This is a genomic window from Pantoea sp. UBA5923 (assembly GCF_002431095.1).
Lineage (GTDB): Bacteria > Pseudomonadota > Gammaproteobacteria > Enterobacterales > Enterobacteriaceae > Pantoea > Pantoea piersonii.
Genome location: NZ_DJDN01000025.1, coordinates 1 through 15,155, shown reverse-complemented (window position 1 = coordinate 15,155; position 15,155 = coordinate 1). Strand labels below are relative to the sequence as shown.

General features: G+C 55.6%; 10 protein-coding genes and 1 pseudogene. 6 read left to right on the top strand and 5 right to left on the bottom strand.

The features are described from left to right. Positions 1-43 precede the first annotated feature (43 nt). From B3797_RS06020 to B3797_RS06010, 3 genes are all read left to right on the top strand, one after another. Positions 44-331, top strand: coding sequence for a hypothetical protein (locus tag B3797_RS06020; RefSeq protein ID WP_311790632.1), 288 nt, complete (start codon positions 44-46; stop codon positions 329-331). 407 nt (positions 332-738) lie between these two features. Further along, complete coding sequence (locus B3797_RS06015) at positions 739-1,878, top strand: AAA family ATPase (protein ID WP_311790631.1); 1,140 nt, start codon at positions 739-741, stop codon at positions 1,876-1,878. Between the two features lie 11 nt (positions 1,879-1,889). Further along, the gene (locus tag B3797_RS06010) at positions 1,890-4,112 is read left to right on the top strand and encodes a S8 family peptidase (protein WP_311790630.1); all 2,223 of its coding nucleotides are present in this window, start codon (positions 1,890-1,892) and stop codon (positions 4,110-4,112) included. A 507-nt stretch (positions 4,113-4,619) separates the two neighbouring features. On the opposite strand, the pseudogene B3797_RS06005 reads toward B3797_RS06010, so the two are convergent. The 3 genes and pseudogenes from B3797_RS06005 to B3797_RS05995 form a co-directional block, all read right to left on the bottom strand. Continuing rightward, positions 4,620-5,441: pseudogene (locus B3797_RS06005) on the bottom strand (phage portal protein); the annotation flags it as partial. 287 nt (positions 5,442-5,728) lie between these two features. Further along, positions 5,729-8,881 carry a multidrug efflux RND transporter permease subunit OqxB gene (oqxB, locus tag B3797_RS06000; RefSeq protein WP_311790629.1) on the bottom strand — a complete coding sequence of 1,051 codons (3,153 nt, stop codon included), beginning with the start codon at positions 8,879-8,881 and terminating at the stop codon, positions 5,729-5,731. Between the two features lie 17 nt (positions 8,882-8,898). After that, on the bottom strand, positions 8,899-10,059 hold the full coding sequence (locus tag B3797_RS05995; RefSeq protein ID WP_126688838.1) for an efflux RND transporter periplasmic adaptor subunit: 1,161 nt from the start codon (positions 10,057-10,059) through the stop codon (positions 8,899-8,901). Positions 10,060-10,368: 309 nt separating this feature from the next. Here B3797_RS05995 and B3797_RS05990 point away from each other — a divergent pair, with 309 nt between their 5' ends. The 3 genes from B3797_RS05990 to B3797_RS05980 all read left to right on the top strand — a co-directional run bounded on the left by B3797_RS05990 (position 10,369) and on the right by B3797_RS05980 (position 11,506). Then, positions 10,369-10,713, top strand: a complete 345-nt coding sequence (locus tag B3797_RS05990; protein ID WP_311781485.1) for a helix-turn-helix domain-containing protein — start codon at positions 10,369-10,371, stop codon at positions 10,711-10,713. 86 nt (positions 10,714-10,799) lie between these two features. Beyond that, positions 10,800-11,234: a ribonuclease domain-containing protein gene (locus tag B3797_RS05985; protein WP_311790628.1), complete on the top strand. Its 435-nt coding sequence runs from the start codon at positions 10,800-10,802 to the stop codon at positions 11,232-11,234. 2 nt (positions 11,235-11,236) lie between these two features. Then, the gene (locus B3797_RS05980; RefSeq protein ID WP_311781483.1) at positions 11,237-11,506 is read left to right on the top strand and encodes a barstar family protein; all 270 of its coding nucleotides are present in this window, start codon (positions 11,237-11,239) and stop codon (positions 11,504-11,506) included. Here the strand turns inward: B3797_RS05980 and B3797_RS05975 are convergent. Both B3797_RS05975 and B3797_RS05970 read right to left on the bottom strand, forming a co-directional pair. After that, on the bottom strand, positions 11,503-13,878 hold the full coding sequence (locus tag B3797_RS05975) for a virulence factor SrfC family protein (RefSeq protein ID WP_311790627.1): 2,376 nt from the start codon (positions 13,876-13,878) through the stop codon (positions 11,503-11,505). The two genes, B3797_RS05980 and B3797_RS05975, sit on opposite strands and share 4 nt — an antisense overlap. Further along, the coding region (locus tag B3797_RS05970; protein ID WP_311790626.1) for a virulence factor SrfB at positions 13,875-15,155 on the bottom strand (1,281 nt) is incomplete at its 5' end. The genes B3797_RS05970 and B3797_RS05975, both read right to left, overlap by 4 nt.

Here is a 15,155-nt window from a genome sequence, read left to right as displayed (position 1 = left end):
GGTGGAGAATATTGCAACTATGACACGGCGGGAGCGGCGTGAAATGTTAACGCGGCTCAGAAATGACGCACAGCACAAGAAACTACCGACCTCACTGTCAGGTGATGCTTGCTTGGCGGAGCTAATCGCTGAAGCAAGATCGTTTGGCTGGTCTGAAGATTTGAATGATGCCGGCCTAGCCCTTCTGGCGCGCAGTTTCGCTGCTGGCGGTTCGTTTGTGAAAGACGGAAGGCGATATTATGCGCGTGACAAGAAGATCAAATCCGAACCAGTTGGATTTGTTAGTAACTGGTGGCGCGTGTCACGTCGCCGAAATAAAGGCGCGGTTTGATATGTCATCTGACTGAACCATGGGCAGAAGAAAAAGCCCTGCACAAAGACTGATGCATGAGAATCTAAGTAAATATTGCTTCTACAGCAACGATTAGCGAGCCGCGTTAATCGGTCGAGCGTGGAAGGTGTTCCCACATAAGTCTTTAGACAAAATAAGTATCTGGGCTGTATTTTCAATATCTGCTTACACCCTGTATCCCTAACCTCAGATTCTTCCAGATTCAGGAACCTAAACTTTCCAGATTTAAGCCAAATGGAGGGTATGTGATGCGAACTGACTTTCAGCTCTTCCTGTACATTTATATAGTGTTTCTGTCTTTCCAAATTTCTCAGAAGATGCCATAATTACAACTATTCCAGTGATGCAAATCTTAATCAATTGTTTTATAAGAGGTTTTTATTTTTATGGGCGAACTATCAGGTTTGAAGTCAGATTTAGCCCAGCTAGTGAGGCTGGTTCTGAACAACCAATATGACGACGTCCGTTTGTATGTTGCACGTTTAGTTCGTAAGTATCGGGAGACATCACCTGACTTGGCGACGCAGCTTGATCAATACTTGCGTGCGAAGCCTGCAGGCAGCCATCAAAGTTTGCGTAAGGGCCCAAATCCTGCAAGCATTGTTTCTGAGCAAGCGCTGCCCGTTGACAATGAATCACGTTTGAGTTTACTTAAAATACCTGTTTTGAAAGATGTGCTTGAGAAGCCTGTGCTTTCTGAAAAAAATGAGTCGGCTCTGGATAGACTTATACTTGAGCGTAAGAATATTCAGCGGTTAAATGACTTGGGTTTGCCCCCCACCCGATCTGCAATTTTTGTAGGCCCCCCAGGAGTGGGGAAAACTTTAACTGCGGCTTGGTTGGCAAAAAAACTTAATGTGCCTTTTTATACCCTTGATTTAACAGCAGTTATGAGTAGTTATCTTGGGAAAAGTGGTAATAACCTAAGAGCGGCATTGGACTATGCAAAGAAAAAACCATGCATACTATTACTCGATGAAATTGATTCTATAGCAAAAAAAAGAAGTGACGATTCTGATATTGGAGAGCTCAAAAGGCTGGTGACTGTGATCTTGCAGGAAGTTGATGAATGGCCTGCAGAATCTCTATTGCTTGCAGCGACTAACCATGAGGAGCTAATTGATCCTGCTTTATGGCGTCGTTTCGACATGATTGTTAATTTTGATAGGCCTGATGCTGCAAGCATTTCTGATGCGATAAAAAGGTTTTCTGGACCTGATTTTGCCATGTTCTCACGGTGGGTTGATATTCTAGTTCTAACTTTTAAAAATGAATCCTTTAGCAATATTGAAAAGGAAATAAATAAATTTCGCAGAGCTGTGGCCTTAGGTATTGCATCCGATCAAGAATTAATTGAAGAGTTTGTAAAAAGCAGAATTTCTCTATTGGAACGCCCTGAGAAGTTGGAGGTGGCTTTAAGTCTCAGTAAAGAGACTAAGCTCTCACAGCATTCTATCTCAGATATTACCGGGGTTAGTCGAGACACGATACGTAAACATCGTGCTTCCGAAGGCACAATTACATAAAAGGAATTGAGATGGCTACTAACTTTTTAATAGGTCGTGGTGAGTTGCTGGCAAGTGCTGTTGCTGGCCCTCGTCGTGGTATGGATAAATCTGAGGTTTATACTCTTGCTGAAGCAAAGCAGAGGTTAATGCCTCAGCTTGAACAAGCTAATTCTGATTTTGACGGCTTACCGGCTGGTGCTTGTCCAAATGATTATGCCGTCGCTAGCTTAACACTTAACCCTAGTTATATTGCTCGTTCTTTTTTCCCTGACACAATGCTTAGGGAAAATAATTTGCAATCAGTAGGGAGCAAAACAGTAAAGATTAAGCCAGACGGTTGGAAACGGAAAGTTGAGGTTACTGAGTTTCCAACTACTCTAATTTTTGTGGCAGGTAAGCGCTCTTCTTTTAAAAATATACTTCCATGGGTACAGTCTCTGGAGGATGGTAGTGACGAAGCGATAGATTTTGCGCGAATTGAAGCGTTTTCTGCTTATAAACCACAAGAAAGGATTGTTGCGGCTAATAAGAAAGACGCTGGTGAGTTTTATGAGGTAGGCATACATCTTTTACCGAGTGACAATAGCGATCTTGTTCAGTCTGCTTTTATACGTTATGCCGAAGCTAATGATGTTACTCCTTACTCGGAACTTTCATTTAGTGCGGGCAATCTTTGGTTTGTACCGGTTCAGTGTGAACCAGCAAAAATTGAGGTTTTATCCTTATTTACATTTGTTAGGGTGATCCGGCCTGTGCCTCCTTTACGGGGCATTCGTCCAATTCAAAGAGCTGCTGGGGCTCAAATTCAAACGTTATTGCCAAGCGATCCACCTGTGAGTGACTTAAGGGTTGCTATTTTAGATGGCGGTCTGCCCCAAAAACACCCTATACAGAAATGGCTTAATTCATATAGAGTTTTGGATGATGGAGCAGCAGATGATAGTGATGCATTACAGCATGGCCTTGCAGTAACCTCTGCTTTTCTTTTTGGTCCTTTAAAAGCCAGAACTATTGCTCCTCGTCCATATTCTTATGTTGACCATCTGAGAGTTTTAGATGCTGATATATGCAAGGAAGACCCCCTTGAGCTTTACAGAACACTAGGTTTAATAGAAGAGGTATTGCTTTCGAGGCAGTATCAATTTCTCAATCTGAGTTTAGGACCTAATTTGCCTATAGAAGATTCAGAAGTTCATGCATGGACTTCTGTGATCGATGATTTACTCAGCGATGGTGAAACTTTAATGACAATCGCTGTAGGTAATAATGGTGAAATGGATCAGGAGTCTGGTAATGCAAGAATTCAAGTCCCAGCGGATTCTGTAAATGGACTTTCAGTTGGGGCGGCTAACTCCACAGATTCTAATAAATGGGCACGTTCGTCTTATAGCGCTTTAGGCCCAGGTAGAAGCCCCGGCGTTATCAAGCCCGATTTAATTGCTTTTGGTGGTGAAGAAAGTGAGTATTTTCATGTTTTAACTGAGGATGCAACCCCTGCAATTGCACCTCAACGAGGTACAAGTTTTGCTGCGCCATATGCATTACGAACGGCCGTTGGAATCAAAGCTCTTTTGGGCGGGGATTTGACAATTTTAGCAATAAAAGCACTTATGATTCACTCATGCTCTCAAAAGGGCTTCCCCCATGCAGAAGTTGGATGGGGGAAGTTACCTGAAGATATCAATGATATAATTGTAAGTCCTAATGGAGTAGCTCGAATAGTATATCAGGGTGAGCTGAAGCCCGGTAAGTATTTGAGAGCCGCTTTACCAATACCTGATGGCGGCCTTAACGGAATGGTTAATCTAACTGCTACTTTCTGTTATTCGACATCTGTTGACCCTCAGGATTCTGCTTCTTATACAAAAGCTGGTCTCGAAATTTCGTTCCGACCAGACGAAAGCAAGATCAAAAAGGGTGCTCAGAATGCTGATACTAAAGGTTTTTTTGAGCTTAAAAAATATGCAAATGAGCAAGAGCGCCGTTCCGATATGGGTAAGTGGGAAACAGTTCTACACGCATCAAAAGGAATGCGTGGCTCTTCTCTGAATAAACCTGTATTTGACATTCATTACAATGCAAGGCAGGGAGGAGGAGCCATACAAAATAATAAGGCAGATAAAATAAAATACGCCTTAATACTAACAATAACTGCAAACAAGCACCCAGATTTGTATAACGATATCTTAAGGAGTTATAACCAAATTTTGGCTCCTATTCAGCCTCAGGCGACAGTGCCTATCAGAACTTAATATTTCATTCAAAAGCCTCATTTCTGGGGCTTTTTATTATCATCTATGGAAAATTCGAATACATTTGCGCAGCGTCTCCCGGTTGAAAATCTCCCGCTAGCCAAGCTTAGTTACTGCACTTGAATCAAGTAAAAAGTTTCGACAAACGTTGTACCGCAAAAAAAGGCACAATTTTGCACAATTTCATTCACTGGATCTTATCGCGCTCAAGCCGCGCTGCGCCTGCCATCGCGAGGATCTACGCTTGCACGAAAAAAAGAGGGATTGATGCGCGCAGGTGCGGGGGGCCAGCCCGCGCAACGAGTTAAGGTAAGGGGGTTATCAAGATCGGATGTTTCTGGCGAACCCTGCCGTTTTTACGAGGGTTTTGGGATGATAATAAGTCCGCACCAGATAAACGCCGGGTAGCTCGCACGTACGCAGCTGTGGTGTACGTTGCTGCATTTTCATACGAAGATTTAAGGGAAACGAAAGGAATGAAGCAGACGGGCCGGGCGGCCCGGCGGGTTACAGTTGCTTTTCGAGAAGGGCGTAGGGATTAAAACGGATCACTTCTTCACCGAGCCATTCATCGACGTGTTTTAATGCCGCCATGGTGGGGGCAAGTTCATTAATCGCGTATACGCGCGCGGCTTTTTCAATGTCACCGAAAGATCCATTGCCGTCTGGCATGGCACCCATTAGCTGCGACGGCACGCGATGAGCAGCTAACATATCGTCACGCGAAACGCCTTTAATATTCACAAACTCATCCTTTGCCGTAATCTGGCTGAACGGCAAAATCTGTACACCATCTTTACCACCGCCCGGCGCGTGCAAAAGCAGATTCTTAAATGCGCCACGTCCGCGCGCGCCGGTCAGAGTCTCTTTAACAGCCGCCATGCTCTTATCATCAATCTGACCGGCGCCGACATAAACGATGCAACCTGCGTGCGATCCGTTGTCGTAGTAGAGCTTGCGGAAAGTGTCAGCAGAGTGCGACAGTGCTGCGGCGAGCAGCGCAGACATATATTCAGGCAGCCCATAGATCTCCTGATGTATATCGGGATTAATGACGTGGCAGACACTACCTGGCGCAAACTGATGTTCCTCATTCCACCGTTGGACAAACCAGTAATTATCAAGATCGCTGCCCCGGTGGGTATATTTTGCGAGCGAATGCCGAAACCCTAGCGGACCGCTTAACCGGTTTTTTCGCATTTCAAGATAGCCATTGCCAAATACGAACCAGTCTAAAGCAAGGGTTGAGAATACCGGGTGGGACAGCAAGGTATACGCAATAAAACAGCCAGTTCACACGTTGCGTTTAAAATAAAGCGCCGACTTATGCAAGGGCCGTTTTCAAAGGGCTGGGGGCAAGCGGAGAGGTAGTCAACAATGCGGCTTCTGATGCTGAGCGGGCCGGAGCTGCTTTAGGCGCGGGCATGGGAGCGATGATGCTAGGTATTCTCTGGGTAGTCGGCGATATTATCATCGGCACCCTGGTTTTCCTGACGCGTCCTAAGTCGTAATAAAAAGTCTTATCATGCAAAATGATTAAAAGCCGCATCAGCGGCTTTTTTTATTTCTGCAGTAAGAGAGTGATAAAGGGCAACCCAGAGATTGCCCTTTATTCATTACACAGTCTGCAACGTTTCTTTCGGCGCTTTGCGCGTCACCAGCTTACGCAGCGTCACGTAAAACACCGGCGTCAGGAACAGGCCGAACAGGGTGACGCCCAGCATCCCGGCGAACACGGTAATACCGGTAACGCCACGCACTTCGGCGCCCGCGCCTTCGCCCAGAATCAGCGGCACAGTACCGGCGATAAAGGCGATAGAGGTCATCACAATAGGACGCAGACGCAGGCGACAGGCTTCCAGCGCTGCCTCCACGATGCCTTTGCCCTGCATCTCCAGCTCGCGGGCGAACTCCACGATAAGAATGGCGTTCTTACACGCCAGCCCCATCAGCACCACCAGGCCGACCTGTACGAAGACGTTGTTATCGCCGCCCGTCAGCCAGACGCCGACCAGCGCCGACAGCATCGTCACCGGCACAATCAGAATTACTGCCAGCGGCAGCGTCCAGCTCTCATAGAGCGCGGCAAGCACCAGGAACGCCAGCAGCACCGCCACCGGGAAGACGATAAAGGCGGTATTCCCCTGCGTCGCCTGCTGATAGCTCAGATCGGTCCACTCGATATTCATGCCGTTCGGCAACAGCTGACCGGACATCGCTTCCAGCTGGGTCATCGCCTGCGCAGAAGAGAGTACGCGCGGGTCGGCATCGCCAATCAGATCCGCTGCCGGATAGCCGTTATAGCGGATCACCGGATCGGGCCCGTAAGTGGTGGTGATATGTACCATGCTGCCGACCGGCACCATTTCGCCGCGATCGTTGCGGGTGCGCAGGTTGGCGATATCTTCCACGCTGTCGCGGAATTCACCGTCCGCCTGCGCCATCACGCGCCAGGTGCGACCAAAACGGTTAAAGTCGTTAACATATGAGGAGCCGAGATAGGTTTGCAGCGTGCTGAAAAGATCGGTCAGCGACACGCCCTGCGCCTTGGCTTTATCGCGATCGACCTGCACATCCAGCTGCGGCACGTTCGCCTGGTAAGAGGAGATCGGATAGTGCATGCCTGGGGTCTGCATGACCGCGCCGGAAAGGGTGTTGATCGCCGTCTGCAGCGCGCCGTAGCCCAGACCCGCGCGATCCTGCACGTAGAGCGAATAGCCCGAACCCTGGCCAAGGCCCAGAATCGGCGGCGGCATAATCGAGAAGCCGAACCCTTGCTGCAGCTGAGAGATTTTCGCGTTGATTTCAGCGTTGATCTCCGCCGCGCTGTGCTTACGCTCGCTGAACGGCTTCAGGCCGAAGAACACCGTACCGGTATTCGGCGTGTTGGTGAACTGCAGCGCATTCAGGCCGGGGAAGGCGACGGAGTAGGCAACGCCTTCGGTGTTCATACCGATTTCGCTCATCTTGCGGATCATCTCATCGGTACGCTCCAGCGATGAACCTTCCGGCATTTTCACGCCGCCGATCAGGTAGAGCTTATCCTGCGTCGGGATAAACCCGCCCGGCACAGCGTGGAACATAAAGGCCGCGCCCGCCAGCAGCAGCACATAGACGCCGAAGACCGCGCCGCGTCGACGCAGCGTTTTGCCGACCAGCCCTTCATAGCCGTGTGCGCTGCTGTTAAAGAAGCGGTTAAACGGACGGAACAGCCAGCCGAGCAGGCGATCGATAATGCGCGTTGGAATATCTTTCGGCGCGTGGTGGTCTTTCAGCAGCTTCGCCGCCAGCGCAGGCGAGAGCGTCAGCGAGTTAATGGCGGAGATCACCGTCGAAATTGCGATGGTTACCGCGAACTGCTTATAGAACTGACCGGTAACGCCAGAGAGAAACGCCATCGGCACAAACACCGCGCACAGCACCAGCGCGATAGCGATAATCGGCCCGGATACTTCGCGCATCGCCTGATGCGCCGCTGCCTGCGGCGAGAGGCCCAGCGCGATATTACGCTCAACGTTTTCCACCACCACGATGGCGTCATCCACCACAATGCCGATAGCCAGCACCAGCCCGAACAGGCTCAGGGTGTTGAGCGAAAAGCCGAGCAGATAGAGCACGCTAAAGGTGCCGACCACCGAGACCGGTACCGCCAGCAGCGGAATAATCGAGGCGCGCCAGGTTTGCAGAAACAGGATCACTACCAGAACCACCAGGGCGACCGCTTCCAGCAGCGTATGCACCACCGCGCTGATGGAGTCGCGTACGAACACCGTCGGGTCGTAAGGCGCGGCCCACTGCACATCATCCGGGAAACGCGTCGCCAGCTCGTTCATTTTGGCGCGCACCGCGTTAGAGAGATCGATGGCGTTTGCGCCCGGCGCCTGGAAAATACCGATACCGACCGCATCTTTATTATTGAGCTGCGAACGCAGCGCGTAGCTGCCGGAACCCATCTCAATGCGCGCCACGTCGCGCAGCCGCACCAGCGAGCCGTCGTCAGAGGTTTTCAGAATGATATTGCCGAACTGCTGCTCGTTTTCGAGGCGGCCCGCGGTATTGATGGATAACAGAAAGTCAGACTGCTTTTTCAGCGGCTCAGCGCCGAGCTGACCAGCCGAAACCTGCACGTTCTGCTCCTGCATCGCCGTTACCACGTCGGCGGCGGTCAGGCCGCGCGCGGCCACTTTATTGGGATCGAGCCAGACGCGCATCGCATATTCGCCCGCGCCGAAGATCTGGATCTGACCGACGCCCGGCAGGCGCGCCAGCTCATCCTTCACCTTCAGCGTGGCGTAGTTGCGCAGGTAGAGCGAGTCATACTTGCCGTGTGGCGAGAACATATGCACCACCAGCGTCAGCGTCGGCGACATCTTCTGGGTGGTGATACCGAGGCGGCGCACATCTTCCGGCAGACGCGCTTCCGCCTGCGCAACGCGGTTCTGCACCTGCACCTGCGCCTGATCGGGATCGGTGCCCGGGCGGAAGGTGACGGTAGTCACCAGCACGCCGTCGGAACCGGCCACCGACTTCATATACATCATATTTTCAACGCCGTTGATCGCTTCTTCCAGCGGCGTCGCCACGGAGTCGGCGATGACCTTCGGATTCGCGCCGGGATATTCAGCGCGTACCTGCACGCTGGGCGGCACGACGTCCGGGTATTCGCTGATCGGCAGCAGCGGAATGGCGATCAGGCCGGTCACAAAAATCAAAATCGACAAAACGGCGGCAAATATCGGCCGGTCGATAAAAAAGCGGGAAAAGTCCATAGCGGCAGTAGCCTCAGTTAGTTGGCGTTAGCCGCGCGCATCGCGACCTGCTGGGCCGTTACCGGCATTCCGGGCATAAACACTTTTTGCAGCCCATCGACAATCACCCGATCGCCCGACTGCAGCCCGCTTTTCACGATGCGCAACCCTTCGGCCATCGCGCCGGGCTGAATATCGCGGCGCTGCGCCTTGCCATCTTTGTCCACCACATAGACATATTTGCGGTCCTGGTCGGTGAGCACCGCTTTATCGTCAATCAGCAGCGCCTGGAACTGCGCGCTGCCCGGCAGGCGTACGCGAGAGAAGAGGCCGGGCGTAAACTGACGCTGGCGGTTATCAAGCTGGGCGCGCATGCGGATGGTGCCGGTGCTGGCGGTAAGCTGGTTGTCGGTAAAGTCAACCATGCCGCGGTGCGGATAGCCGTTTTCCCCCGCCAGGCCGATCTCGACCGGCAGCGACCCGCGCTGCTCTCCCTGACGCGCCATCGCCTGGTAGTGGAGGAAGGTGGTTTCATCGACATCGAAGTAGACATACATGCGATCCTGCGACACCAGCGTGGTAAGCACGCTGGCGCTGTCGCCGGCGGTCACCAGGTTGCCAGTGGTGATCATGGCGCGGCTGGCGCGTCCGTCGATCGGCGCGGTCACGCGGGTAAAGTCAAGATTGAGCTGCGCCATATCCACGGCCGCTTCGGCAGAGAGCACGTCCGCCTGCGCCTGGCTGGCGGCAGAGCGACGCTGTTCCCACTGCTCGCGCGAAATCGCCTGGGTGCCGATCAGCTTTTCGGTACGCGCCGATTCGCTGCGCGCCAGCGCGGCCTGACTGCGGGCGCGCGCCAGTTCGGCTTTCGCCTGCTCCAGCGCGGCGCGGTAGGTGCGGTCATCGATAGTGAACAGCACCTGTCCTTTTTTCACTTCGTCGCCTTCACGGTAGTTTACGGCGTCGATATAGCCGGAGACGCGCGGACGCAGCTGCACGCTCTGCACCGCCTCGATGCGCCCGTTAAAGCTGTCCCACTGGCTAACCGGTTTCACCACCACATCGGCGACGCTGACCTGAGGGGGCGGCGGCGGGGCGTTTTGCGCCACGCCTTTGTCACATCCGCTGAGTATGCTGCTTAGCAGCACCGCGCCCAGAAGGGTTGAACCCTGACGAACCCACTTCGTTTGTCTGTTCATTATTGTTATTCCGCATAGCGTTAAAAAAGAGCCCACAAGGGCGGGCCAATATTTGCAACTTTTAAGATTGCAATTTATCGCGAGGAGTGTAGGCTCGGGTATCCAGCAACTGCAAGAATATCTGATACACTTTATGTGCGGTTTTGGCTGATGCCATGCGCAGGCGTAGCGGGGCGCAGAATGACCTTACGGCGAGTGCGGCATTTAATGTATCAATTCAACTTGCATTAAATGGCAAAGTCAGTCACCCTTAAAGTGTAATTGCAACTGATACTGATACTGTTCGCAACGGCGACGGGAGAAAATGGGATGATGAGCGACGCATTTATTCACGATCTAATCGACTGGATTGATAACAACATCGAAGCACGTCTGGATCTGGACACCGTATCGGAGCGCGCAGGCTATTCCAAATGGCACCTGCAGCGTATGTTTAAAGAGCACACCGGCTACCCGCTGGGTGAGTACATTCGCATCAAGAAACTGAAGAAATCCGCGGATCGTCTGACTACCACCAACGAGCCTATCCTCAACGTAGCGATTTCGCTGGGCTTCGACTCGCAGCAATCCTTCAACCGCAGCTTTAAACGCCAGTATGGCGTCGCGCCAGGCGCATGGCGTCGCCATGGGTCGCAGATGCAAGCGATGCAGTGATCCCCGCAGGGCCAGCAATGCTGGCCCGCGCTGTATCTGAACGTTAAAGCTGGTATCATCAGCGTCCTGTTGTCTGGGATGCCATCATGTCGAAAAAACTCTGGATTGCACTGGTTATCGTGCTTGCGGCCGCCTGGGCCGGTTTTAAACCCCATCTGAATTCATCACCTTCGTCAAACGCCAGCGATATCAGCTCGCTGACGGATGCGCGCACCGTGGCGCGTTACCTGCTGCAACATCAGCAGCTGCCAGCCTATTACATCAGCAAAAACGACGCGCGGCGCCTCGGCTGGGATCCCGCTAAAGGCAACCTGTGCGAAGTTCTGCCGGGCAAGGCGATCGGCGGCGATCGCTTCGGCAACCGTGAAAAGCGCCTGCCGCAGCGCAGCGGACGCTTATGGTATGAGGCGGACGTCAACTATCGCTGCGGCCACCGCGAGGCGGACCGGCTGGTCTACTCCTCAGACGGTCTGGTCTATATCACTACCGATCACTATCGCAGCTTTAAGCAGGTGCCCTGAAGATGCTGAAGATTACGCTCGATTTTCAGCGCCTGCCGAATCGCGACGCGCTCTATCAGACGCTGGCGCAGCAGAGCCACTGCCCGTTCGCCTTCGGCAATAATCTCGACGCGCTGTGGGACTGGCTGACCGGCGGCATGGCGCTGCCGGCGCGTATTCATCTGCGCCATGCGGCGGGTCTGGAAAAGAGCGACGAGTTCGCCGCCGTACTGGAACTGCTGGAAGAGGCGGCGCAGGCGCTGGACGGCGACCTGCACCTGAAGCGGGATTAGCTGCGCAGCGTCTTGAGGATGGCGGCCAGGGCGTCGCGCGCCGCAGGCGTGACATCGCGGCCGCCGGCGTACCCGTTGTTCTCGAGGATCACAGAGTTCAGTCCCACCAGCCAGTCATAAATATAGTAGGCGGTATGGTTGGCGGGCGCGGCGGATAAGCGCGTCAGACGCTGCCCGGCGGAAAAGTTGACGCTCGGCGCGGGCGGACGCGCAAAAACAGGCTGACCGCGATTGACGCGGCTCGGCGGCCGTTCGGCGTCGTCGCGTTGTAAAAAACCCAGCCAGGCGACAAAATCGCCCAGCACCGTCATCGCGCGGGACACCTGGCGATCGGCGCGCGACTCATGGCTAACGGACGGGTTTTCCGGCTCATGCAGCGCCTGCTCCAGCGAAGTCAGCATATCGAGACGGAAGCTGGCGACAATTAACTCCTCTACCAGCCACTCCAGCGTAACGCGATCCACATTCAGCAACGTCAGCAGGCTGCGGTTCTCCGGCAGTTCGCGCAGGTGATCGAGCCACAGCGCCATCACCTGACGGGCAAAACTCTGACCGGCGGCGCTGACGTGATGCGGCACGCTCGCAGGCTCTGCCAGCGGCGTATCGCTAAAGAGATCGAATTCAAACCCGACGCCGAAGTGCTGCGCCGGCGCCTCTGTGCGGATCGCGGCAGCGGTGGCGGGCGCGTCATGCTGGCTGAGCCAGAGCTGACGCAGCGCTTCCCGCGGCGGCTGCAGCCGCTCCAGCAGTTCGCCATGCAGGCCGGTGCGGTGCTGCAGACATTTCAGCAGCGAATCGGCGATGGTCTGCTTGCGCGCGGCCTGCTCAGGGCTGGCGTCGGCTTCGGTCCAGGGCAGCAGGCGACGTTCCAGCACGCTGTGCTGCAGGGCGCGCAGCTCTGTCAGCAGCCTGTCGCGGCGCGCATCAGGCTGCATCTCTTCCTGAAGCCACTCCGCCATCCGATCGACGCCGGCGCGATCGAGCGCCAGCATCGAGCCCCAGCGCTGACCGGGCTGGCCGATCTGGCGCTGCACCGCCTCATCCACGTTGATCTGCTGATGTCGCGCGTCGTAAGGGGTAATCGCCCAAATCAGGCGCGGCTTTTCGCCGCTTTCCCGCGGCGGCTGATGCAGCTGCCATTCGCGCAGGGCGCGGCTGGCGAGATCGGCATCCTGCCGCTGGCTGGCGGCAGTACAGACCAGCATTAAATCGATCCCCTGGCGCGCGGCGTAGAGGCCGGGCAGCAGGGCGCGTTTCTGTTCGAGCAGCCGGGCGCGCAGCGGATCCTGCTGTTCCAGCCGCTGACGCTCCTCCTGCGCTGCTGCATCGGCAGGCATGCCGGGCGCAGGCAGATCCAGCATATCGGCGTCGTCATAGAGTGCGGTGCGCGGCGTCGAGCTCAGAGGGAGCACCAGCTCCAGCGTCAGCAGCGCCAGCCAGCCGAGCGGCACCTGCTGCGGCTTGCCGATGCGGTTGCCGTTAAGCGGGCAGACTTCCACTTTCATCTGACGATCCTGCTCGCTGGCGTGTGCGATTAGCTGTTCGCTCGGCAGCAGCGCGTCGTCGACCAGCAGGCTGAGCGGCGCAAGCACGCGGCTGGCGCTGCGCAGCTGATGACGTAAATGCAGCAGCGCGCGCAGCGCCTCGCTCAGCTCTGGCTGGTTTGGCCACAGCAGCGCGAAAAGCTGTACCCGGTCGTCCACGCTGAGCGCGGGGGCAAGCTCTACCGCCTGCGGCCAGAAATGGCGATCGAGCCGCGCGTCATGACAGCGGTGACGGCGGCTCCAGGCCCAGAGCGTGACCAGCGCGTCGCTGTCGAGCCCGCCGACCGGCGTAGTGAGGCGCTGGCGTTGCAGGCGCTGCAGCTGCTGATCGAGATGCCCGCTTTCCGGCTGCGGCGCTTCGCCGCGGCAGCTCAGCACCAGACGTACAATTTCCGCCTCGTTCAGCAGCGCCAGCTCTACCGGCCATTCGCCGGAGAGCGCTTCGCGCTGGTGGCAGTAGCGGGTCGCGGCGGCAAAGTCGAGGTTGCCGGGATTGATCTGCTGAAAAACGTTCAGCGTTTTTTCGCCGAGGCGCGTCAGCATCTGGCCCTGCGCGTCGGCGACCATTTCGTTCAGCAGCCAGGCTTTGCCCGCCTGCGACTGGCCAAACAGCGCCAGCGTAACCGGGCGCGCCACCTGCTGGGCCAGCGCATCGCTCTGCGCGCGGGCGCGGCGCAGCTGGCGCGTAAAGGTGTCCGCTTCCAGCGCCAGACGCGGCGAGGCGTCGCGGTATTCGGCAACCCACTCCAGGCTGGCGTTAAGCGCCTCCTGCAGCAGGCCAAGACGTTTTGCCAGCGTTTGCGGCTGGCGGGGCTTTACAGTTCTCATCGTTTACAAAGGCTTCCGCTGTCAATCCAGTACTGGGCGTTGGCGTTGCCCGTCGGCGAGAGAGTATTAAGCTTCAGGCTCAGCTGTTCAAGCGGCACGCGCGTGCCGTCGTCAAGACGCGCGTCGCTCAGCACCAGACGCTCCGGGCCGGGCAGCGTCGGGCCCGGCGCTACCGCCAGCTTCACGCGCAGCACGCTCTCCCCGGCGACTTTACGCGCCAGCTGGGCGTCGTTCAGCGTCAGGCTGTAGAGCGGCGAAGCGGGCCAGCGGGCATTATCCAGCTGGCGGAAGCCAAGACAGACGTTGCCGCGAATACGGAAGCTGCTCTTACGATCCAGCGCAAAACCCTGATCGTCGAGATCGATATCGCTGTAGCAAAGGTTATCGTCGGTCAACGCCTGGTTCTCGTCGAGCACGCCGAGGTAGCGAATGGTTGAGTAGGGCTCGAAATCGCCCGCGCGGAACCAGAAGCTGTTCAGACGCAGATCCAGCGCCAGCAGGCAGAGCATCGCGCCAACCGCCGCGGTGGATTTCGGGTTATCGATACGGCCATGTTTGTTGAAGGGATACCAGTCACTGGTGTGATAGCCCTCCAGCGACAGGATGCGGCTGCCCGGCAGCGGCTGCAGATGGCGCACCAGCGCCTGAATGCCGGGGAAGCGCGACGGCCGACCGGTGAGCAGCAGCACGTCGCACTGATAGAGCGACACCACCTCGCACATCGAGCGCAGCGCCGGAATAATCGCCATGCGGTGCTGCATAAACTCGGCGTGCAGCTGCGCCAGGCTGACGATCAGCGGCACTTCCAGCAGATCGAAACCGCTGCCCGCACCCAGCGCACGCTGGATTTCGCCGTTGATAAAGGCGAGCACCGCGTCGGCCGGCGGGCTGGCCACCAGTTCGCCGAACAGGGCGTTGATCTCCGCATGGCTCTCCAGCGGGTCCCAGTTCTCATAACGCTCCAGCACCGCCTGCGCCAGTGGAATAAACAGCTGCAGCGTCGCCTGCTGGCGCAGCGTGGCCTGACCGTCGAGGCGGCCATCATGACCGAACAGCTTGTTCAGCAGCGGCTCGGCAAGGGCAAGACCCGCCTTTTGCAGGCTCTGCTGCAGAGCGGGCAGGATCCAGAGCTGAATGACGTCCAACAGAATATCGTCGCCCGCGACTTTGAATCCCTCGCGGAACAGCAGGCGCGGGGTGATTTTGACGTTATTGCCCTGGCCGTCATCAAGGCGGTAGTGGGTGATCGCCAGATCGGTGGTGCCGCCGCCGATATC

Bases quoted from the DNA above. Each gene is read 5' to 3' on its own strand.
- oqxB (WP_311790629.1), bottom strand. From the start codon at position 8,881: ATGGACTTTTCCCGCTTTTTTATCGACCGGCCGATATTTGCCGCCGTT.
- B3797_RS06015 (WP_311790631.1), top strand. From the start codon at position 739: ATGGGCGAACTATCAGGTTTGAAGTCAGATTTAGCCCAGCTAGTGAGG.
- B3797_RS05980 (WP_311781483.1), top strand. From the start codon at position 11,237: ATGCTGAAGATTACGCTCGATTTTCAGCGCCTGCCGAATCGCGACGCG.
- B3797_RS05985 (WP_311790628.1), top strand. From the start codon at position 10,800: ATGTCGAAAAAACTCTGGATTGCACTGGTTATCGTGCTTGCGGCCGCC.
- B3797_RS05990 (WP_311781485.1), top strand. From the start codon at position 10,369: ATGATGAGCGACGCATTTATTCACGATCTAATCGACTGGATTGATAAC.
- B3797_RS05995 (WP_126688838.1), bottom strand. From the start codon at position 10,059: ATGAACAGACAAACGAAGTGGGTTCGTCAGGGTTCAACCCTTCTGGGC.
- B3797_RS06010 (WP_311790630.1), top strand. From the start codon at position 1,890: ATGGCTACTAACTTTTTAATAGGTCGTGGTGAGTTGCTGGCAAGTGCT.
- B3797_RS06020 (WP_311790632.1), top strand. From the start codon at position 44: ATGTTAACGCGGCTCAGAAATGACGCACAGCACAAGAAACTACCGACC.
- B3797_RS05975 (WP_311790627.1), bottom strand. From the start codon at position 13,878: ATGAGAACTGTAAAGCCCCGCCAGCCGCAAACGCTGGCAAAACGTCTT.